The organism is Staphylothermus marinus F1, assembly GCF_000015945.1.
GTDB lineage: Archaea > Thermoproteota > Thermoprotei_A > Sulfolobales > Desulfurococcaceae > Staphylothermus > Staphylothermus marinus.
In genome coordinates this window covers 628,332-650,559 of sequence record NC_009033.1, presented here as the reverse complement: position 1 = coordinate 650,559, position 22,228 = coordinate 628,332, and the positions used below count along the sequence as shown (strand labels likewise).

25 protein-coding genes, 3 tRNA genes and 2 pseudogenes are annotated in these 22,228 nt (G+C 36.0%); 12 read left to right on the top strand and 18 right to left on the bottom strand.

Going from position 1 to position 22,228, the window contains the following annotated elements; all coding sequences use genetic code 11:
• Positions 1-65 precede the first annotated feature (65 nt).
• The 6 genes from SMAR_RS08540 to SMAR_RS03235 form a co-directional block, all read right to left on the bottom strand.
• Positions 66-236, bottom strand: a complete 171-nt coding sequence (locus SMAR_RS08540; RefSeq protein WP_169696935.1) for a hypothetical protein — start codon at positions 234-236, stop codon at positions 66-68.
• Positions 233-547, bottom strand: coding sequence for a transcription factor S (locus SMAR_RS03255; RefSeq protein ID WP_011838934.1), 315 nt, complete (start codon positions 545-547; stop codon positions 233-235). Before SMAR_RS03255 ends, SMAR_RS08540 begins: the two co-directional genes overlap by 4 nt.
• Positions 548-1,029: 482 nt before the next feature.
• Positions 1,030-1,305, bottom strand: a complete 276-nt coding sequence (locus tag SMAR_RS03250) for a DNA-directed RNA polymerase subunit L (RefSeq protein WP_011838933.1) — start codon at positions 1,303-1,305, stop codon at positions 1,030-1,032.
• 21 nt (positions 1,306-1,326) lie between these two features.
• Positions 1,327-1,953, bottom strand: a complete 627-nt coding sequence (locus SMAR_RS03245) for a DUF2067 family protein (RefSeq protein WP_011838932.1) — start codon at positions 1,951-1,953, stop codon at positions 1,327-1,329.
• An 8-nt stretch (positions 1,954-1,961) separates the two neighbouring features.
• Positions 1,962-2,528 (bottom strand): exosome complex RNA-binding protein Csl4, encoded by a 567-nt coding sequence (locus SMAR_RS03240; protein WP_011838931.1) that lies wholly within the window; start codon positions 2,526-2,528, stop codon positions 1,962-1,964.
• Between the two features lie 16 nt (positions 2,529-2,544).
• Positions 2,545-3,177, bottom strand: a complete 633-nt coding sequence (locus SMAR_RS03235; RefSeq protein ID WP_011838930.1) for an METTL5 family protein — start codon at positions 3,175-3,177, stop codon at positions 2,545-2,547.
• 108 nt (positions 3,178-3,285) lie between these two features.
• Here SMAR_RS03235 and SMAR_RS03230 point away from each other — a divergent pair.
• Positions 3,286-3,624, top strand: a pseudogene (locus tag SMAR_RS03230) (SDH family Clp fold serine proteinase); the annotation flags it as partial.
• A 217-nt stretch (positions 3,625-3,841) separates the two neighbouring features.
• Positions 3,842-4,381, top strand: a pseudogene (locus SMAR_RS03225) (SDH family Clp fold serine proteinase); the annotation flags it as partial.
• Positions 4,382-4,384: 3 nt separating this feature from the next.
• On the opposite strand, the gene dph2 reads toward SMAR_RS03225, so the two are convergent.
• The 3 genes from dph2 to SMAR_RS03210 form a co-directional block, all read right to left on the bottom strand.
• The gene (dph2, locus tag SMAR_RS03220) at positions 4,385-5,428 is read right to left on the bottom strand and encodes a diphthamide biosynthesis enzyme Dph2 (protein WP_011838928.1); all 1,044 of its coding nucleotides are present in this window, start codon (positions 5,426-5,428) and stop codon (positions 4,385-4,387) included.
• 37 nt (positions 5,429-5,465) lie between these two features.
• Positions 5,466-5,990, bottom strand: a complete 525-nt coding sequence (locus SMAR_RS03215) for a 50S ribosomal protein L16 (protein WP_011838927.1) — start codon at positions 5,988-5,990, stop codon at positions 5,466-5,468.
• A gap of 327 nt (positions 5,991-6,317) precedes the next feature.
• Positions 6,318-7,364 (bottom strand): THUMP domain-containing protein, encoded by a 1,047-nt coding sequence (locus tag SMAR_RS03210; protein WP_011838926.1) that lies wholly within the window; start codon positions 7,362-7,364, stop codon positions 6,318-6,320.
• A gap of 131 nt (positions 7,365-7,495) precedes the next feature.
• Here SMAR_RS03210 and SMAR_RS03205 point away from each other — a divergent pair.
• A tRNA-Leu gene (locus SMAR_RS03205) sits at positions 7,496-7,618 on the top strand.
• A 53-nt stretch (positions 7,619-7,671) separates the two neighbouring features.
• Here SMAR_RS03205 and SMAR_RS03200 read toward each other — a convergent pair.
• Together SMAR_RS03200 and SMAR_RS03195 are read right to left on the bottom strand one after the other, a co-directional pair.
• Complete coding sequence (locus SMAR_RS03200) at positions 7,672-9,105, bottom strand: ribonuclease FAU-1 family protein (RefSeq protein ID WP_011838925.1); 1,434 nt, start codon at positions 9,103-9,105, stop codon at positions 7,672-7,674.
• Positions 9,106-9,139: 34 nt separating this feature from the next.
• Positions 9,140-9,412 (bottom strand): stationary phase-response protein, encoded by a 273-nt coding sequence (locus tag SMAR_RS03195; protein WP_011838924.1) that lies wholly within the window; start codon positions 9,410-9,412, stop codon positions 9,140-9,142.
• A gap of 143 nt (positions 9,413-9,555) precedes the next feature.
• Between SMAR_RS03195 and SMAR_RS03190 the strand changes: the two genes are divergently transcribed.
• Positions 9,556-9,912: an Sjogren's syndrome/scleroderma autoantigen 1 family protein gene (locus SMAR_RS03190; protein ID WP_011838923.1), complete on the top strand. Its 357-nt coding sequence runs from the start codon at positions 9,556-9,558 to the stop codon at positions 9,910-9,912.
• A 2-nt stretch (positions 9,913-9,914) separates the two neighbouring features.
• Here SMAR_RS03190 and tmk read toward each other — a convergent pair whose 3' ends face one another.
• From tmk to SMAR_RS03160, 6 genes are read right to left on the bottom strand one after another with little or no spacing between them, the layout of a single operon-like run.
• Positions 9,915-10,514: a dTMP kinase gene (gene tmk / locus SMAR_RS03185; RefSeq protein ID WP_011838922.1), complete on the bottom strand. Its 600-nt coding sequence runs from the start codon at positions 10,512-10,514 to the stop codon at positions 9,915-9,917.
• Entirely contained in the window at positions 10,501-10,896 is a 396-nt protein-coding gene (locus SMAR_RS03180; RefSeq protein WP_011838921.1) for an aconitase X swivel domain-containing protein, read from the bottom strand. Before SMAR_RS03180 ends, tmk begins: the two co-directional genes overlap by 14 nt.
• A complete protein-coding gene (locus SMAR_RS03175; RefSeq protein ID WP_011838920.1) occupies positions 10,893-12,065 on the bottom strand; it encodes an aconitase X catalytic domain-containing protein in 1,173 nt (390 codons plus the stop codon). The genes SMAR_RS03180 and SMAR_RS03175 overlap by 4 nt, the downstream gene beginning before the upstream one ends.
• Positions 12,065-13,342, bottom strand: coding sequence for a UbiD family decarboxylase (locus SMAR_RS03170; protein WP_011838919.1), 1,278 nt, complete (start codon positions 13,340-13,342; stop codon positions 12,065-12,067). The genes SMAR_RS03175 and SMAR_RS03170 overlap by 1 nt, the downstream gene beginning before the upstream one ends.
• A 6-nt stretch (positions 13,343-13,348) precedes the next feature.
• Positions 13,349-14,596, bottom strand: a complete 1,248-nt coding sequence (locus SMAR_RS03165) for a Clp1/GlmU family protein (protein ID WP_011838918.1) — start codon at positions 14,594-14,596, stop codon at positions 13,349-13,351.
• Between the two features lie 2 nt (positions 14,597-14,598).
• Positions 14,599-15,246 carry a hypothetical protein gene (locus SMAR_RS03160; protein ID WP_011838917.1) on the bottom strand — a complete coding sequence of 216 codons (648 nt, stop codon included), beginning with the start codon at positions 15,244-15,246 and terminating at the stop codon, positions 14,599-14,601.
• 149 nt (positions 15,247-15,395) lie between these two features.
• Between SMAR_RS03160 and SMAR_RS03155 the strand changes: the two genes are divergently transcribed.
• The 8 genes from SMAR_RS03155 to SMAR_RS03120 all read left to right on the top strand — a co-directional run bounded on the left by SMAR_RS03155 (position 15,396) and on the right by SMAR_RS03120 (position 21,436).
• Positions 15,396-16,040, top strand: coding sequence for an RAD55 family ATPase (locus tag SMAR_RS03155; RefSeq protein WP_011838916.1), 645 nt, complete (start codon positions 15,396-15,398; stop codon positions 16,038-16,040).
• Positions 16,021-16,551 carry a CDP-2,3-bis-(O-geranylgeranyl)-sn-glycerol synthase gene (locus SMAR_RS03150; RefSeq protein ID WP_011838915.1) on the top strand — a complete coding sequence of 177 codons (531 nt, stop codon included), beginning with the start codon at positions 16,021-16,023 and terminating at the stop codon, positions 16,549-16,551. The genes SMAR_RS03155 and SMAR_RS03150 overlap by 20 nt, the downstream gene beginning before the upstream one ends.
• An 88-nt stretch (positions 16,552-16,639) precedes the next feature.
• Positions 16,640-16,927, top strand: coding sequence for a 50S ribosomal protein L44e (locus SMAR_RS03145; RefSeq protein ID WP_011838914.1), 288 nt, complete (start codon positions 16,640-16,642; stop codon positions 16,925-16,927).
• A 2-nt stretch (positions 16,928-16,929) separates the two neighbouring features.
• The gene (locus SMAR_RS03140; protein WP_011838913.1) at positions 16,930-17,139 is read left to right on the top strand and encodes a 30S ribosomal protein S27e; all 210 of its coding nucleotides are present in this window, start codon (positions 16,930-16,932) and stop codon (positions 17,137-17,139) included.
• 82 nt (positions 17,140-17,221) lie between these two features.
• Positions 17,222-17,309 (top strand) — tRNA-Leu (locus tag SMAR_RS03135).
• A gap of 137 nt (positions 17,310-17,446) precedes the next feature.
• Positions 17,447-17,553: transfer RNA gene (locus SMAR_RS03130), tRNA-Val, on the top strand.
• Positions 17,554-17,629: 76 nt separating this feature from the next.
• Entirely contained in the window at positions 17,630-19,312 is a 1,683-nt protein-coding gene (locus SMAR_RS03125) for a chloride channel protein (protein ID WP_011838912.1), read from the top strand.
• Positions 19,313-19,345: 33 nt separating this feature from the next.
• The gene (locus SMAR_RS03120; protein ID WP_011838911.1) at positions 19,346-21,436 is read left to right on the top strand and encodes a glycoside hydrolase family 13 protein; all 2,091 of its coding nucleotides are present in this window, start codon (positions 19,346-19,348) and stop codon (positions 21,434-21,436) included.
• Positions 21,437-21,439: 3 nt separating this feature from the next.
• Here the strand turns inward: SMAR_RS03120 and SMAR_RS03115 are convergent, their stop codons facing one another.
• Positions 21,440-22,159: a helix-turn-helix domain-containing protein gene (locus SMAR_RS03115; protein ID WP_011838910.1), complete on the bottom strand. Its 720-nt coding sequence runs from the start codon at positions 22,157-22,159 to the stop codon at positions 21,440-21,442.
• Between the last annotated feature and the right edge of the window lie 69 nt (positions 22,160-22,228).

Genomic DNA, 22,228 nt, shown 5'->3' with positions numbered 1-22,228 from the left:
GATAAGTAACCAAGTATAAAATTATGGGGTTGAAAGTATTATTTTTATCCATTATCAGGATTTATTTAGCCGAGGGTTTCAAGTAGTGATTGGACAAGTTCTTTTGCTCTCTTAACAAGTGTTTTCGAAGCTATATATGGGGGAGTAGAATAATATGCTTCCAACAATATATCGTCTAGCTGGTCAAGAAACTTTTCAAATAATTCTCTATCGATACATCTATTATCCCTTGTCATTCATATTCCCTCCAAACATAACCACATCTTCTACACTTATAGAATCTTGTGGGTGGTTCGTCAGCAGCTCTTGTTTGAACTATCCAATAATATGCCTCATGATAACCGCATTTAGGACAAGTCACTTCTCTAGTAATAGGTAGTCCCCGTAATCGTTCCTCCTCATCTACAACAACAGTTTTCTCCTTATTACTATGCTCGATCTTAACAGATATACGGTAAAGTTTCAGATCCTTCTCCGTAGCTTTTACTCTATATCCACATCTAGTACATACTAAATAATATGTGTCTCCCTTCCTTACAGGCTTCATAATTCCTCCGCATCGTGGACAAAACTTAGGCATTTTTTCTCATCTCTTACTGTAATTTTAGAGATTATACTCTTGCTATTCTTCTCTATGAAAATAAAAATAATACCTAATAATATTATCTTGCGATGCTTAATTAGCATTGTATAATAGAATTCACACCAACTTGTTTTGCCGAGAAATACTCTAAACATTTAAGGAAGGGCTTAATCATATTGCAATACATGTTTTTTAAAACCATGTAGTTGGAGCCTTCCAAAATTCTTAGGCTAGGAAATATTTTCTCGTATTTATTATCACTACAGATTATATAGTATGAAAGTTCTTCTTTAGTGAATAATTTATTTAATCCATGAATATGATCTAAGATTTCATTCGTATGAAATATTCTGAGCTCTTCTAAAAATTTCTCCTATATACAGCATATATATGGGTTATATTATTATATGCATATACTAAGATCCTAGATTCAGGCTTAATCTTATTCATAGTTTTTCCTCTACTTCTTTCTTGAATTCTCTCAAAAATTTACGTATATTCTCAGTTATTTCAAGCAATACTTCACTGATATTAGCTCCCGGCTCTACATTAATTATTATTTCAAGCCTGTTTTGAAGAGGATGAGGAATTCTATAAGATGCATATACTACCTTAGGATGCTTCATTGCTTCTTTAGCAATTAGGTTTCCGAGAGTATCGTCTTCCCCTATAATCTCAATAATAATTTCCGTATCGGTTTTCTTTAATACTTTAAGCTCCATATCATCTACACCACGCAATAGTTACTTAGACATTACCTTATTGAGAAACTCGCTTATAGCTTTTCTCCACTCCTTTCTCAACCTATATTTTTCATCTTCATCTTTAAATAATAAGCCGATACTATAAGCTTTCATAATAACTTCTTGAGGATCCTTATTTGTGAGAATAGAAGCAATCGTTACGAAATATTTCGTCGTTGTTCCGCGAACATCATATTTGATCTTCTCGAGAATATCCCACATATTATCTATTATTTCTTCTATTACCTCTAGCGGTGCATCCGTGACTATTTCGTCTTTGTAATCGCTTAGATCTGCTTTGAATCCTTTATGCTTTAATATTTCAGATAAGACTACTGGTGAAAAAGTTTTCTTTTTCTTCTCCACTAAATATTCGATCTTAATTCTCCTAGTACCCTGTTTACCGTATTGTTCCGATGCTTTTGCTGATGAAACAAGTCTACGTATGTATTCCCATGCATTTTTAATATCTGTTCTATACCCATACATTTCTATATATAAGCCTGTATCAGTAATATCGATCTCTACAAGTTCTACTTGTGGAGCTTTTTCACGTATAAGTTCTGCAAGTTTAAAGCATTCATCGCCTTTGCATGGAATATAGAAGAATCTTTTAATAAGAGGCATATAGTTATTCACCGAAAAACATATGATGCACTAACTTTTCTTTTCTCAACATTCCCACATATAGGACATACGAGTTTATCATCTTGTTTCCTCAATAGTGATCCGCATTTTGTACAGAAAGCTGCGATCACTCCTAGTCTTGGCTCCTTAGTTGTTAACTGGAATGGATGATTGCTATTTATTACTCGTGCTCTGACTATATCGCCTATTCTCATTGCATCATACATTGTTTCAATATATTCTGAACTAGCTTGTGATACGTGGAGAATACCTGTAAAACTAGTTGTTCTTGTAGGTTTTTCTTCTATAGCATATATATCGATAAAGGCTAGATCTTCTGATACACTTGATACTATTCCTTCAACTATATCGCCTGCTTTTGGAACATATGGTTTACCATGAATATTCCTAACATTTATTGTTCTCTTAACAATATCTATTAATACTCTACCAATTAGTTGGGAGCGTAGATATCCTTTACCGTTCACATAAACTCCTTGCCCTGGAAAATATTCTTCTTCCACACCTATAACATCTCCAGGCAACACCAGTACTCCCTGCCTAATCCTTTCCATGGCATGCCTCACCCTACTATTTCCTCCTCAAAACGTAAAAGATTGCTCTAACTCTATATATCTTCCTCCTATGTGTTTCGAACAACATTGGTATTGGAAACAATAATTGTTCATTATAGACTATTCTAAAACCAAAAGCACTGGCTAGCTCCTCGATAATCCTAGTTAGCCCCGGGGAGTATTTATGAATTGTATAGATGGATTCTGAAATCTCCATTGCTTTCTTCAAAAACAATATGTCTAATCCATGGTTTCTTCTAACTACTCCGAACGGAGGATTCATAATAACTGTATCCACAGAGTTTATTGATAAATCTCTAATGTCACTATTTATCAGTAGTGTTTTAGCCAAATAATCTCCGCCCAGATCCCTAAGTATTGATTCTGCTTGTTTAACTAGGGATTCATCAATATCTATACCAACAACAAGTTTTGCTCCTAGAACAAGTGCGCCATAACCCAGTTTTAGATTACCACATCCCAGATCAGCTATTATCTTACCTGTTATATCCTTTCTAATAAAAGCATGCCATAGCATCGAGGCAGCAATTGATGAGGGGGTTTCATATTGTTCATATTGTTTCTTGGGTCTACTAATAGATGGATACTTGCTCAGTATTCTTTCTAGTTTTGCTTTGTTTATTAACAAATATTTTTCACCAATGCCGAAACACTATTTGTTAAACTAAATATTTATTGATATACCCGCATATACCTTCTCGGTAGAGGTTTTTCCCAGATTATCAAGGGTGAGAACATGGATGGTTATGGTGACATAATCAGTTTTCTGTTTTGGCTAATACTATTATATTTAATAATTCATCCACAACTACAATACAAGTCTCTTCAAAGTGCTAGGTTGAAGATCATACGAGGCATGGAGAAGAAATATGGTTGGAGAGTAATAACAATGATACATAGATAGGAACGAATAGGCTTCTTAGGAATACCAATGTATAGATTTATCGATATAGAGGATTCTGAAGCAGTATTGAGAGCAATACGTAGTACTCCAGAGAATCAACCAATAGCTTTAATCCTCCACACACCCGGAGGATTAGTTCTTGCAGCTTCACAAATAGCTATGGCTCTGAAAAGACTATTCGCTTATTTAGAGACTATGGTTATTTAGGGAACTATGAAAATTATGGTTGTCTTGAGAAGGGTTATGGTTGTTGGGTTTGCTTTATAAACCCCCTATAATGTAATGGTTAATGAAATGCGGATGAAGGGCTCTAGGTGGTCTATGTGGAGCCCCGATAGCCCCCTCCGTGAAGGGATGAAGCCCCAACCCAAGAGGGGGAAGCCCGTGCATCATAAAGCACGGGCAACCACATAAGGGGAAGAAAATAGTTATTGTACCACACTATGCTATGAGCGGCGGGACCCTTATAGCGTTAGCTGCTGATGAAACAATAATGGATCCAGACGCTGTTCTAGGACCACTAGATCCCCAGCTACAAACACCTAAGGGAACATTCCCAGCACCTAGCTTGATAAAAATAGCTAAGATGAAAGGGGATAAGGCAAGCGACGATACATTAATTTATGCAGATATTGCGGAGAAAGCTCTACGTGAAATACAGGAGTTTATAGTTCAGTTATTAAAGGATAAGATGCCGGAGGAGAAAGCTTTTGAAGTTGCAAAAAAGCTTACGGAAGGATATTATACACATGATTACCCAATAACAGTTGAACACGCTAAAGAGCTGGGGTTGCCTGTTAAAACAGATGTTCCTCAAGAAGTCTATTTATTAATGAACCTATATCCGCAAGCAATACAGCAAAGGCCGGGTGTAGAATATATTCCCAGGCCCCACATCCCATACTATCACGGTAAACATGAAAGATAATCTTTACCATGGATAAACATATTTCTCCACAATATTTTTCAAAACCATAATTAATTCTCCAGGAGTAATTACGGGTTTATAGAAGTCGTTGAAATCATCTATTGGTAATCTGGGGCAACTAGTTATAATATATAAGTCTAGGTTGTACGAATTATCGATGGAGATCAATTGTTCTCTGCTGAGATATGTTGAGGTAAACAAGTAATATTTAATGCCATGTTCTTCTAGGAGCTTTTCAATATATTTGATCAATGTAGGTCTGTATTGTCCCGGCCTAGAACCAATAATTATACCAGCATTTCTGATCAATTCGTTACGGAGCTTTGATAAAACATAGTATCTTTTCGCCTTCAAACGCTTAATGTAACTACTAGGATTAATTACTTGTAGCCTATACGGATCAAGTATGATAACAGGCTTATCAACAATCAAGGACAAACCCAAAGCATGAAAAATCCCACCTGCAACCACTAGGTATAAATCGACTTTACTGTATATTCTCAATGCAGCTGAGTATTCGCATCCAAGGATCTGGCCAGGCATCATTACATTATATGCGGGTTTTTCAATATAAGCAATATATCCGTGCTCCTCTAGTTTTTCAGCTACCTCCTCTAATGAGTGAACATGTTGTATAGATGCTACCAACCCTATTCTCTTAACATTGTATTTCTTGAATTCATTAATTAACATATTAATAATATTGTTTGTAGGCTTCCACTTATAATATGCCGGCAAATATATTATATCATAGTTTATTTTTCTGCTTAGAAACGGGTACTTATTATGTCCTATATGAATAATTAGATCAGGCTTTACAGCCTCTATCTCCTCTAAAGGAATATCGCATGCCCCGAATGAGGGGGATGCCGAATAATATATCTTGATATCGGATAGTTTATCTGTAATATATTCTCCGATGCACCTGTATAGTTTTTTTAAACCATCAGGAGCTTGTATAAAAATCCTAGAAGCATTCTTTTCCCTAATAATATTGATTAATGCTTGATAATCAACTTCATAGCTTTCACAAAAACTCTCACTCATAAAGATCTACTCGGTTATGGAGTAGAGGAGAAATATTTTATATGGGTTTCAAACCAGGCTTTAATGGTTTGAAAACTATTCTCGCCGGTAATGGTAGTTTTGAAGCTGCTCTTCTAAGAGCCTCTTTAGCATGTTCAACATGTTCCTTCCTAACCCTAACCTCCATTACTATTGTTCCAGGATAAACTCTAGCAGCTGTTCCTATGGGTTTTCCGAATGCTTGTCTCATACCATCTTGTAGACGATCTGCTCCTGCGAAAGCCATCATTTTATTCTCTCTTAGCACATGGTGTGGGTATACACGTATTTTTAAGAAGTAGTTTTGGTCTCCAACAGTTGAGCTTAAATATTTATTAGCCATAACACGTGCGGCTTCTAATGCATTATGCCTTATTTGTCCAGCCTCGATCATTACTAGTTCTGCTCTATAATCATAGTCTCCATGAACATTGCCCATTTCAAACTTCACGATCTTAGGCTGTGGTACGCCTGGTATGTATTCTCTCCTAGTATATGGGGGTCCGCTGAAATGTGTATAGCATCTAGCGGGTCTTAGAGGCATATATCATCATCTCCTAATCATTCAACCATTATTCTTTATCGTTTTTGTAGATTTTAACCGAGTATTTTAAACTTACCTTTTACTATTTTCTAGACTATTTGCTTATTTGGATATTATGGTTGTTTTGGAAATTATGAAAACTATAATAGTTTTGTAGTGTTCATGTTTATGCGTTCGCTTTATAAACCCCCTATAATATAATGGTTAATAAAACGCAGATGAAGGGCTCTAGGTGGTCTATGTGGAGCCCCGATAGCCCCCTCCGTGAAGGGATGAAGCCCCAACCCAAGAGGGGGAAGCCCGTGCATCATAAAGCACGGGCAACCACTATTTTTCTAAAACAACTATTTTAGGATATAATCCTCCATGTTGAACTGTTCTCTTATGGACTACTCTAAAACCTATATAGTTAGCTTTATTCAACACATAATTATACTCTGTTGTTATAATAGTTAATCGACCACCTGGTTTCAATGATTTATATGTTGAATCCAAGAAGTCTCTATATAGTTTCCTAATAGCTACTGGATCCCCGTAGCGGATGCCGTATGGTGGATTACTAACTATATGATCCACTTGTTCATCGAAGATCTCATGTAATCTCCTAGCATCCCATACACCAAAAACCACTTTTCCATAGACACCTGAAGCATATGCATTAAGTTTCGCTCCCCTAATATGTCTCGGGTTTCGATCGTATCCATAAATGTATGCTTCTTCATGGAGAAGAGCTGCTTCTATAGGAATAGTTCCCCCACCACACATTGGATCAACAATTACTTGTTTATCTCTCGTACCTGATAATGTTAGCATTGCATATGCTAGTGTGGGTTTAAGAGCTGCTGGATGATCATATATTCTATATCCTCTCCTATGAAGACTCCTAGAACCTGTTAGCGAAACTCCGAGAAAGAAGTTCTCATCCTTCACAAATACGTGGACTATGATATGTGGTGTTCTCAAATTAACAACTGGCTTAATACCTGTTTTCTCTTCAACTTTCTTAATAATTATTTCTCCAACAATACGTGAAATATCCATAGATGTATATTCGTGACTACCTAGACGTTCTGTATCAACTGCAAATGATGTATAGGGAGTTATATAGTAATGAATTGTTTCAAGAGAAGAAAACAGTTCTTCCCTAAGCTTTATTAAATCATTTGTTCGAGAACCAATTCTGCTCTTAAACAACAAGATGAATGCGCGATTAATGCTTCTAAGCCTATAAATAGCTTCAAAACTAACATTATCAACAACATGATATACATGCCCACTCATATTTTCAAAACTAGTAACACCGCCTAGCTCAGCTCTAATCTCTTCAGACGCAATATCCTCAATACCTGGATTAACTGTATATAGTAGTTCCACAGTAATCCACCATGTAAAAACACATATACTCCTCGACAAGTGAATACTGTATAAATCCATAAATAAACAATATCATCGATAAAGGTAAGGATTAAAATGGGATTATAGACCAGTAAAAATAATGGAGAAAAGCGGGGGTGCCCGAGCCAGGTTAAAGGGGGCGGACTCAAGACAGGGCCAACATATAGTGGTTCGGCCCAGGGGAGATCCGCTGGCGTAGGCCTGCGTGGGTTCAAATCCCACCCCCCGCACCATCTAAATTACTAAATTATTAGAACAATACTTCTATATGGAGAATAACCAGTTGCTATTGTTGGTTCGGTCTATAAATTAACAATCTATGGTTTTCCAGAATAGACTTAGCTACCTCTAGTGCTTTCTCATATAGTTTCTCGGGTATAATCTCTTTTTCATAATATGTTTTAAGCTCTTCTTCATCAATTATACGTGCTTCACCAGTATTTTTCACAATAACATCTATTAATAGATCATGATATTTAATGATACCAGGAAGTATTTCTGGCGGTGTATTTATGTTTATATATGAACCAAGCCATTCGTTTCCGCGGTAGTAGTTATGGCTTATAATCCATGAGTTCTCCTCGATCACCATATAATCTATATCTCCAGGCTTCTTCTCCACGCCTAATCCATCATAGACTCCTATATTCCTCAATGTTCTCTTTAAAACAATCTTTACTCCTTTCTCAGACTTCACTATCTCATATATTGTTCCTGGAGATAATGTATGAGTTGTTCCATCTGGTTTTATATGAATAATTCTTATTTTTGGGAGAGACCTGTTCTTCTCCAAAATATAGTCCGATAATGCATCATATATTATTTTCCTAGAGATGCCGTGCCTTAGAAGGATCTCCGAGTAATCTACTATATCGCTCATAACATTATCACAGCTTTTAAGGCTATGATGCCTAGTAATTGTAGGAACTACTTTGTCTCTATATGAATCAAGCTTTTCTTTTGCTAGACTGGTTAGCCCTATTAAACCTATGAATTCTCCCTCATAAAGTATTGTGGGAGCATCTTCTATGTGTTTAGCTTTATCTAGTAGTTCTCTTAGTTTTTGTTTTAACTCATCTATTTCCCTTTCTATTTCATCTTTTCCAGCATATTGACTACTGCTTCTTAAATGAACTCCTAGCCCTGAACCCATTATTTTAGACATGGCAATAGCTAGTAAATACTCTCTTTTATCATGGTCACGTATGTGCTCCGATATTGTTAGTGAAGGTTTTCCATATATTATGGAAACATATTTACCAACTACTCGGATACTACGTGTTAGTAAAGCTTCTTCGCCTGGCTTAATAGGGGCTTTAGCTACTCCAACTAAAACCTTCTTGCCAATATCCATGTTACACCGGGGAAGCACTCCTTTAACATTGTTTCCTATCTCAACTATGCATTTATCCCCTACTCTATCCCTAATCAAGCCTAGATGTATACTGTGTAATCCTACTGGTGAAACCCATTTGAAAGAATACTCTAGCTCATCCACGAGATCATTGTATACTTTATCAGCGTGGCCATAGAAGCCCAGTACTAGTAATTCGTCCTTATCAGCATCTTTAACGGTCACATCAGCTGGAGAAGTGTCTAGGGGAAGATTGAATCTTTCACGTATAATATTGCTTGCTTGAACTATTCTATATCCTTTATCTAATAATATCTTGGAAACTGCAGTTGCAGTAATACCTCTAACTCTAACACCCGTACACAATCTCCTACTAACCCCTTCCTAGATAAGAGAATCATTAGTCTCTAACCGTTTCTAGTATAGCTATTATTTGCCATATCTTCGTCCTAGTATTAATAGGCATATTTGGATCTTGGCTGATAGAATCTAATACACTAATAGCATTAGCAGCTCTAACACCGGGTGTGAGCTTCGGGTTTCGTAAGTGATTCAATGCTTCAGTTGCTGCTCTCCTAATGTTTCTTGGAACAGCTGTATCATTAATTATGCTCATTAACATATACATAGCATTCCTGATCTTGGTTTCATTATCCATTATTCTAACACCCATTTATACCACACCTCCACCATATACTGCCTAGATATATGTTACTAGTATAAAACTAAATAATCATCGACATGTATTAGACAATAAATATTTTCCTCTATAAAGAATACTAGAAAATACTAGTATTATAAGTGTTGGTGAAGAAAATGAGTGGAAAAATAGATCCAGTAAAGAAAATGGCTGAGCTATTAAAGAGTGGTGCAACAATGCTTGCAGAAACATGTCCTGTTAAAGGATGTAATCTCCCATTATTTAAGCTTCCAAGCGGAGAAATAGTTTGTCCTGTTCATGGAAAAGTATACATGGTCAAAACAGAAGAGGAAGCACTTGAGGTGAAAGAGAAGCTTTCACTGAGAAGTGTTTTGGATAAATTGGAGAACAAAGTATTATTGATCCTCGACGATCTCTCAAACAATACTATTCCTCAAACCTCAGAGCTTATAGAGTGGTTAGAAGTACTTGAACGTATAAGGAGGATAAAGAAGCTTATTAGTGAAAAATAATACTAGAAAACCAAGTGTTCAAGAACTATTTTCTCAACATCACGATATACCTTATCGAACTCTCTATTTGCATCAACAAGAACCATATAGCCCTTATCTACAAGCCATAAATAGTTCTCTCTAACCCTATATAGGAAATCGAGTTTTTCATATTCTGGAAAACGAGTGTTTAACCCTTTTCGCCTTTTAACCCCTATGGCTGGGTCGACGTCTAAGTATATGGTTAAATCAGGTTTGAGAGCGTATTTGTTGATTTCGAGAACCCATTCTATAGGGGCTCCTTGAGCTGATTGATAAGCTGCACTACTATAATAGTAGCGATCACATATGACTATGTATCCTCTGCGAAGATATGGGAGAATTTCTGTTCTAATATGGACTAGTCGATCAGCAGCATATGTTAGTGCGTCGAGATATGCATCCCGGTATTCATTATATTTTTTCTTTAATGCTTCAACATATAATGTGTTATAGGGCTCGTATGTATAGTGAACATTAAATCCTTTCTCAACAAGGAAATCTCTAAGCTTAAAGGCAATACTTGTTTTTCCCGCTCCATCTATACCTTCAAGTACGAGGAAGAAACCATTATTCTCTGACAACTATGAATCCCCTCCCCTTCTCGTGAACTATAGTTCTCGTTTTCTCCATAACGTATCTCGTGAGTTCATTATAATTGTCAGTAACAAATAAAGGAGTATCGGAGAGCACGCATCCAGTAATTAATATTGGCTCAGCATTCTCAACAATCATGCATGATGGTGATTTTCCATAGTATCTTAATGCATAAATAATATATGAACCGACAGTTGACCCCCTACTTCCACGGAAAATTAAAGCTTTCCCAGTAATAGATATATTTTCGGGTCTAACTATTCCATTAATTGGATCTACTTCGCCGAAGAAACTAATACTTCTATTGATAACTACAGGTTCTCCTTCACAGTCGCCGTCAACAATTATTTTTACAGGAAAAAGCTTCAACTATAAACAGCCTCCACAACCTTCTTGAAAGAAGACAATCTCACTTTTAACCCGTGGAGTCTACGCAGGTAAAAAGCTGCTTTACCACTATTCGTAACAACTAAGTCAAAGCCGTTTTTCAAACGCGACACTATAGGACATGTTCCTACAGCTACATCTACACCTCGCAGTCTAAGAAGCTCTAATAAATCCCTATATGTTTCAGCATAGATCCTCGGTATAGATACTAATAATACATTGTCTCTCCTAGGAGAACTTTTCTTTAACAAATATCTTACTAGCCAGAATAGTTCTGAGGGGTGCAGGTGTGGGCATCCAACATATCCCAGAATTCTCTGATCACAGCTTGGCTCTTCACCCAAGTATTTCTCTAAACTAGTTTTTTCAACAAATATTTTCTCAACACGATCACTAATCTTATATGTTCCTTTAGGTGTTAAACCATCTATAACAATTAATCCATGACTACCGCTAGCCGCCGCTGCTGCCATAAGTATTTTTAAATCATATATATTCGTAGGAGCATTCTCTAATATCGGTATTTCTCTAATATTTTCACCTATCCATAAACCAGATGCACCATAATAATCTTCGGGTAAATGTTTTGGAAGAACTATTTTCTTCTCAGCAACTCTATTATTTAACAAGTGGAGCCCAGCATAGTATGTATACCCCGTAATAGCGGCTGCTAATGCAAGAGGTCCTCCTTCCCTATTGGTTCTTGCACCATAGAAGCTGTTAGCAATGATAACAGCGTTGCTCTCTCCCCACGCTAAATGCTCGTTTACACCAGGTATTCTATGGAAATATGGGATACACGTATATGTTGGTTTAAACCCCATTCCTTCTAAAAAATTATTAATAACTAGTTGTTTATCATAGTATTCTCTACTAATTATACGTGAGTATCCAAGTAAGTCTATGCATCCAGGATTCACTGTTGTATATACTCTGCTTCTCCCTCCCTTCTCATATAGTTCTTTAATAAATAATAAGCCGGGGTCGCCTATGTTACTATAAGATATGCCTGATACATGGGCATGACTTATTGGAATAAGTTTTTCTGCCCCCAGAGCTTCTCCAACCTTAACTATTACTTTTAACGCTCTAGCAGTAACCCATCCATATTCTCCATTAATCATTCTCTCCTGTTCACGAGTAAGATACACTATGGTATCCCCGCATACCTGTATTTATCCCATGGTTCATCAAATGGTTTAGTTGCATCAATAACTACTTTATCACCTACTCCATCATTTCCTCTAGGATCAAGTGTGCTTCCCCTCATATTTCTCAGTATAATAATGTCTTCGCTTCCTCTAACTCTTGTAGCGAGAGCCCATTCAACCATGTATGGATCATCAATGTCTATGTCATCATCAACTATTATGACATGTTTAACGCTTGGATGACCGTTTATCACGGCTAAACCTATATTTCTAGCTTCCCCAGGCTTAGATTTATGTATTGATACAACCGCGTGGAGCCATCCACCACTACCAATTGTTAACCTAACACCTTTAATGCCTGGGGATATTTTCCTCACCGAATCATATATGAGTGGTTCACGAGGGAAACCCATCAAGTATATATGCTCCCATAACCCGGGTACAATAGCATGGTATAGTGGAGGTATTTCTCGATGAACATATATAGCCTCCATTTTGAAAACTAGTTGCTTCCTCCGCTTATCAGGTATTCTCAATATATCAACAAACGGCCCTTCCCACGCTGTTTCACGAGTAATAACTCCTTCAACAACAATACTAGCTGTTGCTGGAACAGGTATTTGGTAAATAGGCGTTTTGACAACACGGTTATCTCCTGAAAGCTTAGCAGCAACCGCTACCTCATATACTCCTAGTGGAGGAGTTGTGGCGGCAGCGATCTCAGTGTATGGATCTACCCCCAAAACTATGGCTACAGGAGCATCATATCCTTTCTCATGGTATTTCTTCACAATATAATCTAAGTGTCTCGGAACTATTCGTAGAACAGCTTTTTCATCGCTTAGAAGCATTGTTCTATGATAGCTCGCATTACATATATTATTAATACATGAGATATAAATTGAGCTTGTAAGATAGTATCCGCCATCCTCCCTATAATACTTTATAAATGGTAGTTGTTGTAAACCAAAATCGGTTGATCTATAATAATCATTGAAGCTGCGAACATCAAGTTCTGCAGGATTATTTAGTGCATCAAGTATCTTATTATATACTTCGATATCATTACTTAACCCAAACAATCTATACAAGTCTTTCCTACTACTTAGAATATTTGCATAACATTCAGCAACTGAATTATTCAAGGAGAAAAATACTAGTTTGTCCTTGTTCTTACTGATAATCCTAGTGGGTTCATATTCTCTATTTAGTTCTCCTACATGAATAGACTCTTTTCCTTCTTTTTCAAGCTTTAACAAGTACTCGTTTATATACATGGAAATCTACTCCATGATCTGCTCTGTATATTCTTCTGTTAATCTAATATGTGAAAACCTAATTATAGAAGGTTCTACTCTATATTTGGATTTCACATGTATGGTTTCGTTTCGGAAATCTATCTTCAATACTTGTCCAGGATATTCATCTCCATTCTTATCAACTATTGCAACGTAAAGGTTTTTCTCGAACCCGCTGATCAATGTCCTTATTTTCTGTACATTAAATCTAGTTTTGAGTTCATCGAATCCCTGAAGCTTTACTGGCTCAGATAATACAAGATATAATGTGTCAGGAGTTTTCGCAGCATATAATACTTTTTCTAATGGCGAGACATTAAGAGAGTCTAAACTAATGGGTTTTCCCATGAACAAAGGCATATTTGTTACCAATACATTTTTCAATGATACCTTAACTATTTGTGAATCCAGTAAGAATTCACGGTATTTATCGCTTCTCAAAGCTCTTCTCTCTTCACGGCTGCGTTGTTTCCTGATCCTTGGAGCATTGATCTTATAAATATGTGTTCTCAGCAATGATAATTTATCGAAGAACTCCCAGTATTCTTCACCAATAACAATTGTCGCATCAGGCTTAGTTTCTTCTACTAATCTATACTTATACATTAATGCGTAGCTGTCGCCGATCCATCCATCAGTATCTATTATTATGGGTGTTCTATGTTCTTTCTCTGCAATATCGATTAGTTCCTTTAATTTATCAATAATTAAGTCTACATGGTGTTGAGGCTTAATGTCCCCGATAAATCTGAGTTTATAAGGTTTAAGCGTTCTCATCCATATAACTTGTTGTTTAGGATAAGACATTGAAATAAAGCCTGGAGGACCAATATCTGCTTGTCCAACATCAGCATCTATTAGTGCAGGCTCCAAATTATTGTCGAGAGCCTTATTAGATAATAATATTGAGAAAGAAGATTTGCCGCAGTCAATTCCTCCTATAACCATGATTTTACGATAATCTTTACTAAGTATTTCATTAGCTATAGAGACCCATTCATGATACGGATCATCTTCCTCAACAGCTTGTATAGATGCTTCAGACCCCAGGTTTATGTCGAGTTTTGAATCAGTAAGAGCAACGACAATATAGCTTCTAGTCTTGTGAACTATGAATTTATCGTTTGTATTGAATCTCTTACCTAGAACCTCTACTGTTCCGGAAGCAACGTTTATGGCTGCAGGACCGAATATCTTGATTGCTTCATTTTTTCTCAGCTCAACTATAGGCATTCCTAATCAACTCTAATACCTTTCCTTAAAGCTATTCTTAACGCTGCATATGCATCCTTATTCCTGTATGGTTTAAGTATTTCTAACAATTTTTTGTTCAAGGAGCTTGTCTGAGACGATCTATTGCTTCTAGGAGTTGTTTCATACTCATCTACAATTTCTATGTTAATATTTATTTTTCTCCTAAGTTTTGTAGCTATTTCCAACCCATTATATCCAGCGCCTACTCTAACAATTCTTCTATGAGCAGGAATACTTGATAGGTACATTAGTATTTGGTCGCTAACTTTATCCAGGGAAACATATCCATGGTACAGTATTTCTCCATCACCAATAACTACTATGTAGGGCTTATTACCTGGATCAATGCCTATTGATACCTCTCTATACTCGGTCTTAAACATTGTAGCCAGTATTGATTCTTCCAGACCTCTAAGTGAATCATTTGGATCATATATTATTTTAATATCTTCCCTAATAGATGCTTCACGTACAAACTCTTCATAATCAGTATATAAAACACTATAATAAGGTAGATTCTCTGGCCTGTCATAAACGGTGTAGTTTATTCTACGATTTCTTAAAATATCAATTACCCGTATAAACCATCTAGGCTCATATACCGCTATAACTAGTGGTCTTCTAATCAAATCTCCTGCAAAACCTCATCTTATTCAATCATTATTGGCGGAGCATTTTACACTATGCTTATGGTCCTGAAGATATATTTATTAAAAATGGTTTTATTTTTTCTGAGTAAATACGCATTTATTGTTGAATCGTTGTGAGGTTTGCTTATTTGTCGAGGAAAACAATAGTAACGGGGAATCCGGGTCTTGACAGGGTTATAGGTGAATCTAGGTCTGTCTTGTTTTTTGGTGAGGCAGGTTCTGGTAAAACTACTCTTCTATTAACTATTGCTTCTAATATATGCATTGATAAAAATGATCCATGCCTCTATATTAGTACTGAGGAAACCCTTCACTATGACCGAGTAGCTCGGTCTCCGGAGAAATATGCTAATGTATTTTTTACTGAGATATATGATTTTGATGAATTATTTGATTTCATTGTTTTCAAACTACCCATTTTAAAGTTTAGGAGAGTATTTATTGATAGTATTAATTCTCTCTACCGCGTAATAGCTTCTGAGGAGGAATCTATTACTAGGTATGGATTATTGCTTGGTATGCTTTGGAAAAACACGGTTGATCGTGGCGGGTTCTTATTTGCTTCTGCACAAGTTAGAATGGGTTATGAAGATGAAGAATACGAGGTTGTTGCTAGTGGTATGAATATTTTGGATTATTGGTTTAAAACAATAATTTATCTTGGATGGGAAGATGCTAAGAGAGCGGCTCGTATTGTTAAGCCTGAGGAATACTCTGGTGAATCATATTATTTTCTAATAAGTGGTGAGGGTATTGAGTGGGTACATGATTAGTCCAGAATATTATTTTATATATTGGTTTCTAAAATATTATCTATCACCAATGATAGCTAATGCATCCCCAGTTCTAGTTAAGGGTATTCATAGAATAGATTTCTCCCATATATTCATAGATGGTAAGCCTTTATTTGGTAAAAACAAGACTTGGGAAGGCTTCTATGTTGGTGTTTTAATGGGTTTTCTCACATCTATAGGTATAGGTATTATTTTGTGCGAGGAAGAATACATATTAATAGGTTTAGGGAGTTCAATATTTGCTTTAATAGGTGATTTACTCGGTTCATTTATTAAGAGGAGAATGAATATTGCTAGTGGAGAACCACTACCCATAATTGATCAATTGGATTTCGCATTAATGGCTACTCTATACTATTATTTTCTAGGCATAGAAGAATTCATATCTTATCCATTATACATACTGTATTCTCTCATAATCATTCTAGCACTACATATTATAACTAATAACATAGCATATTATCTAGGAGTAAAAGATAAGAGATGGTAGAAAACCTTATAACATGGATAATTAGGTTTTTATTGGGGTAAATACATGGTTTGAGACATAGAATTAGCAGGGGAAGGGTGAGTATTGTATGAGAATACCAAAGGTTATAGTAACATTTTGTCCGAGATGTAAAACGCACACACCACATACAGTGACTATTTATAAGCATGGTAAACGCAGATCCCTTGCTGAAGGTGAGCGTAGATACGCTGCTAAAAAGAAAGGTTATGGTTCAAAACGCAAATCTGAACAGAAAAGATTCGCTAAAGTAACCAAAAAGGTTGTCTTAAAACTTAAATGTAGACAATGCGGATACATACTTCACCGCCGCGGAATACGTATGAAGAAATACGAGTTAGTAGAGGTGACAAGGTAAAAATGGTTAAGAAGAGAAAAATCCTAATCCCCCAACCCAGAAGCAGATTCTTAAAAGTAATATGTAAAGTATGTGGAGCAGAAAACGTAGTATTCAGCCACGCAACATTCCCAGTAAGATGCAAAGTATGTGGAACAGTCCTCGTAAAACCAACAGGAGGAAAAGCATACATTCTAAGAGACCGCGCAGAAATAGTAGCAGAACTAGGCTAAACACACATTCCTATACTACAAAGAAAATAAAATCTTAAACTAAACCTTTAAACCCCAATCAATAAACTAACAATATAATGGTGCGGGGGTGCCCGAGCCTGGTCAAAGGGGTCGGGCTTAGGACCCGATGGCGTAGGCCTGCGTGGGTTCAAATCCCACCCCCCGCACCATAAAATGCTTCTTATCCTAGTATCATGTTAATACTCTATACCATAGTCCGTTACGTGTCTTGGTTCGTTGTTGCGTAAAAAATTTAATCACCTAGTTTCTAGTCTATTTTGATTGATGGATAAAGCTGTTTGTGGAAGGGCCCGTCGTCTAGCCTGGTTAGGACGCCGCCCTTACGAGCGGTATGAATATGTATAGGCCCGTTGAGAGAGGCGGAGGTCCGGGGTTCAAATCCCCGCGGGCCCACTTCTCCTAGTTTAAATTCCTATGTATTAATCATTATTTTCTTGTAGAGAGCTTCATAGCTATTGGGTAGATTGTTTTGCCTAATTTGAAGCTCATAGCTATATCCCTAATTGTGGGTTTTATTTCTAGTTTGTTTGTTGCTGGATTTGTTTATGTATTGGATGCTTATGGTTTAGTGATAGATAAACTAGTCTATTCTAATATTTCATTAGCACTTACTGCGTTCTTCTCCATTATAGCTGGGTATCTAATACTACGAATTACTAATGCAAAACATGCTATGGGCGCTGGTGTTGAAAACATCGTATATGAGTACCACTTACCATTCCGTAAATTGAGAAAATCAAATCTTATATCAAAGTTTTTCTCAACAATAATAACTATTGGAGGGGGTGGGAGCGGGGGTTTACAAGGGCCTTCTGTATATTTTGGCGGATATATTGGAGGATTACTTTCTGATCGATTAAAACTTAGTTATTCAGAGAGAAAAGCATTAATGTTATCTGGAATAGCTTCTTCTCTCTCCTACATCTTCCAAGCCCCTCTCGGAGCATTCTTTTACGCCATAGAGATCCCTTATAGGAGGGATTTAGAAACCAAGTATATTGTCCCAGTTATTTTATCAAGCATTATTGGCTATGTTATGTCCTCGATGATTATGGGGAAAGTCATTTATATGCCGCAGATAACTATATCGTTGACGAGAATTTTAGAACCTATAAACATTATGATCTATCTCTTATTATCATTATTCATTACAGCACTAGTCTATGTATTTATTTATCTAGATAGGTTTATTGATAAATATAAGAAAACTATGTTGAAGATCAATGAGTTATTACCAGTATTCATATTAGCCGCATTAGTTGGGATAACAGTGTTTTTTGTTCCACAAGTTGAAGGTATTGGTTATAATAAGTTCTTAAAGATATATGAGGAGAAAATATATTTAAAAGCGCCTCTAATACTACTGGTGTTAATACTTTTAAAAATGATCGCAACATCTGCAACAATAAGATCAGGTGCTAGTGCTGGATATTTTGGACCCAGCCTATTTATTGGAGGATTATCTGGTCTAATATTTTACTCATTTATAGGTAGGTACCTATCATCATTACCTCCACTCGTATACGTATATGCTGGAATTGCAGCCTTTTATGGTGCAGCCTCAACAGCACCATTAGGAATAAGTATATTAGTAACAGAGATCTCTGGTAGCTATTCATTGATCTTTCCAGCAATTCTATCATCATTCATAGTCCGCGAACTCATAGGGAACACTGTACTATATAAAACACAGAGAACAACTAGGTTAAGAGCATCAATAGAGCGAATAATTACAGTAGCTTACATAGCTAACTCAATAGACCCCAAAATATTAAGTGCAAAAATCCACAACGCAATACATAGTGTTCCAATACCATTACTACTCGGGGAACCATTGGATAAAGCATATCATATCTATATAAACTCGAACTATACCCATATACCGGTCGTAGATGAAAACCATACACCAATAGGTGCCATTGATGTTAAAAAGCTAATAAAAACAAAAGAATTAGTGATAACACCTAATATAGTAAATCCTATTCCCGTAATCGATAAAAATATTACGATTAAAGAAACAATCAGATTATTATCAAGATATAATGTTGAAGCACTAATCTTAAAATATGAGAAAGGCAAATATGCAGGAATAATTACTGTGGAGGATTTAGAAAAATACATATTATCTAAAATCTGGTGGAAAACAAGATGAAAAAGAAACAATTCTAGAATGGCTGTATAGAAGATGTACAAAATTATTGGAAGAGAAATATATGGTAAGGGGAGGAAGGGAAGATATATAGTCAAGTTTACAAGGCACTGGCCTCAATACGCGAAAAATATTTATTTAATAGGAGAATTCACAAGCCTCTATCCAGGCTTCGTAAAACTTAGAAAGATCGAAGAACAAGGTATTGTATATTTGAAACTATGGCCTGGAGAATATGGTTACGGATTTCAAATAGATAATGATTTTGAAAACGTCCTTGATCCAGATAATGAAGAGAAAAAATGCGTACACACCTCGTTCTTCCCAGAATATAAAAAATGCTTGTCAAAACTAGTTATTAAAGAACCAGATAACCCTCTTGATAAAATCATACACATAGAAGAATCTGGATTCATTCATAAATTCAATGGCGAAATCATAATTAGACTCATAGCTCCAACAGAAATAAATGAGCCATTAATAGATTTAGGAAACGAAATAAGAGAACCCCTAACAAAACATGTTGTTGGAGACAATATAGTTTATCAATACATTATACCTAGTAGAAGCATTCTACGCTACCGCTTCATCTTCAACTATAATGATAAGAAATTATTTTATGGCGATGAAGGAGTTTCAGAGAATTCTTCCTATATTGTCGTAAATTCCAAGTATATTCCCGGAGTAGATAAGCCTAGATGGTATATGGGCACAGTGTATTATCAAATATTTATTGATAGCTTTGATAATGGAGACCCCAATAATGATCCTCCAAATAGGATAAAGAAAACTGTGCCGAGAGAGTATGGATATTATGGAGGAGACTTAGCAGGCATCATGAAACATATTGATCACTTAGAGGATCTAGGTGTTGAAACAATTTATTTAACACCAATATTTTCCTCCACAAGCTATCATAGATATGATACGATCGACTATAAATCGATAGACAAGTATTTAGGCACAATGGAGGATTTCGAAAAGCTTGTTCAAGTATTACATAGTAGAAAAATAAAGATCGTACTAGACATTACCATGCATCATACTAATCCATGCAATGAATTATTTGTTAAAGCACTAAGAGAAGGAGAGAATTCTCCATACTGGGAAATGTTCAGCTTCCTCTCGCCTCCACCCAAAGAAATAGTTGAGCTAATGCTAAAATATATTGATGGAGAAGAATGCCGTTCAAGAGAACTATATAAGCTAGACTATTTCAGGAATAATAAGCCATTTTATGAAGCATTCTTTAATATCTGGTTAATGGCAAAGTTCAATCATGATAATCCCAGAACAGTAGATTACTTCATCGATATCACCAAGTTCTGGATTGATAAGGGAATAGATGGTTTCAGAATAGATGTTGCAATGGGTATTCATTATTCATGGATGAAGCAATACTATGAATATATAAAGAATACTTATCCAGACTTTCTAGTTCTGGGCGAGCTAGCTGAGAATCCACGCATATACATGGATTATTTCGACTCAGCAATGAATTATTATTTGAGGAAAGCCATTCTAGAACTACTTATTTATAAGAGGATAGATTTGAACGAATTTATTTCCAGAATAAACAATGTATATGCATATATACCCCACTATAAAGCATTATCACTATATAACATGCTTGGATCACATGATGTTCCACGTATAAAATCAATGGTTCAGAACAATAAATTGTTAAAGCTAATGTATGTATTAATTTTCGCATTACCCGGCTCTCCCGTTATCTATTATGGTGATGAAATAGGGTTGGAGGGAGGAAGGGATCCAGATAATCGTAGACCTATGATCTGGGATCGTGGAAATTGGGATTTAGAATTATATGAGCATATTAAGAAACTAATAAGAATATATAAATCATGTAGATCAATGAGGCACGGTTATTTCTTGGTGGAGAATCTAGGAAGTAATCTATTATTTATAAAGAGGTGGATTAATAATGAGGAAATAATTTTTCTCCTAAATGTTTCCAGTAAAGATATTAGTGTTGATCTGAAAAAACTTGGAAAATATAGTTTTGATATTTATAATGAGAAAAACATAGATCAACACGTGGAGAATAATGTATTACTTAGAGGATATGGTTTTTTAATACTAGGTTCTAAACCTTGTAATATATGATCACTAGATTAAGGATCTTTGTCTAAAACTTTTAATTACTTCTTCAATATCAATTGTTGACTGTATCAGTGGAATGTTCTCTATATCCCCTATTCTAATAGCTAGTGGATCAACCTTCTTGATCCCGTGTAGAACTATGACGCTTGGTTTAACAGGTGAAACTCTTGTTGCAACCATTACAGATCTTCCTCTCGTAATATTTGTGAATACAACTACTCGATCACTTGTAGCACCAAGTATTCGCACAAACTCGTTCGCTGTTATTGATTGTATAGTTGCAACGCTATCTAGAACGGTGTATCCAAGTATTGGTCTATGCTCGATATTTGAAGTTAAAAGAATACCTTTAACCATAGTTACTAAATCATCGAGTCTCAAGGGTTCTCTGAACTCGCCTATATCAAGTATTCCCTCAATATAAATACTTAGTAATCTAGCAATTCTCCGAGTAACAATCCATCCTCTCTCCGAATCATACTTCATAAGTGCTAATATAAATTTACGTATAAATGATCTGCCAGCCGCTCTTTTACCCCTCTCATAATCACTTAAGACACTATAAGATACACCCATTAATCTCGCAACATCTATTTGTCCAAGCCCATAGATTTCGCGCCATTTCCTAATATATTTCCCCGGTTCATCGCTTAGAAGGATATCGCCGGCAATCCTCTTAGAAACAGCATCAATAACGTAGTCAGGCAGTTTTTTCCTACTACTCAAACTCGAGCACACCAAAACATTTAATTGTCAAACATATTCTTTTATTTATCAATCATTCATTAATTGTGA

Excerpts from the sequence above, each read along its gene's own strand:
- dph2 (WP_011838928.1), bottom strand. The coding sequence starts at position 5,428 with ATGAGTGAGAGTTTTTGTGAAAGCTATGAAGTTGATTATCAAGCATTA.
- SMAR_RS03255 (WP_011838934.1), bottom strand. The coding sequence starts at position 547 with ATGAAGCCTGTAAGGAAGGGAGACACATATTATTTAGTATGTACTAGA.
- SMAR_RS03190 (WP_011838923.1), top strand. The coding sequence starts at position 9,556 with ATGAGTGGAAAAATAGATCCAGTAAAGAAAATGGCTGAGCTATTAAAG.
- SMAR_RS03195 (WP_011838924.1), bottom strand. The coding sequence starts at position 9,412 with ATGGGTGTTAGAATAATGGATAATGAAACCAAGATCAGGAATGCTATG.
- SMAR_RS03240 (WP_011838931.1), bottom strand. The coding sequence starts at position 2,528 with ATGGAAAGGATTAGGCAGGGAGTACTGGTGTTGCCTGGAGATGTTATA.
- SMAR_RS03140 (WP_011838913.1), top strand. The coding sequence starts at position 16,930 with ATGGTTAAGAAGAGAAAAATCCTAATCCCCCAACCCAGAAGCAGATTC.
- SMAR_RS03170 (WP_011838919.1), bottom strand. The coding sequence starts at position 13,342 with ATGTATATAAACGAGTACTTGTTAAAGCTTGAAAAAGAAGGAAAAGAG.
- SMAR_RS03250 (WP_011838933.1), bottom strand. The coding sequence starts at position 1,305 with ATGGAGCTTAAAGTATTAAAGAAAACCGATACGGAAATTATTATTGAG.
- SMAR_RS03145 (WP_011838914.1), top strand. The coding sequence starts at position 16,640 with ATGAGAATACCAAAGGTTATAGTAACATTTTGTCCGAGATGTAAAACG.
- SMAR_RS03120 (WP_011838911.1), top strand. The coding sequence starts at position 19,346 with ATGTACAAAATTATTGGAAGAGAAATATATGGTAAGGGGAGGAAGGGA.
- SMAR_RS08540 (WP_169696935.1), bottom strand. The coding sequence starts at position 236 with ATGACAAGGGATAATAGATGTATCGATAGAGAATTATTTGAAAAGTTT.
- SMAR_RS03165 (WP_011838918.1), bottom strand. The coding sequence starts at position 14,596 with ATGCCTATAGTTGAGCTGAGAAAAAATGAAGCAATCAAGATATTCGGT.
- SMAR_RS03215 (WP_011838927.1), bottom strand. The coding sequence starts at position 5,990 with ATGCCTCTAAGACCCGCTAGATGCTATACACATTTCAGCGGACCCCCA.
- SMAR_RS03245 (WP_011838932.1), bottom strand. The coding sequence starts at position 1,953 with ATGCCTCTTATTAAAAGATTCTTCTATATTCCATGCAAAGGCGATGAA.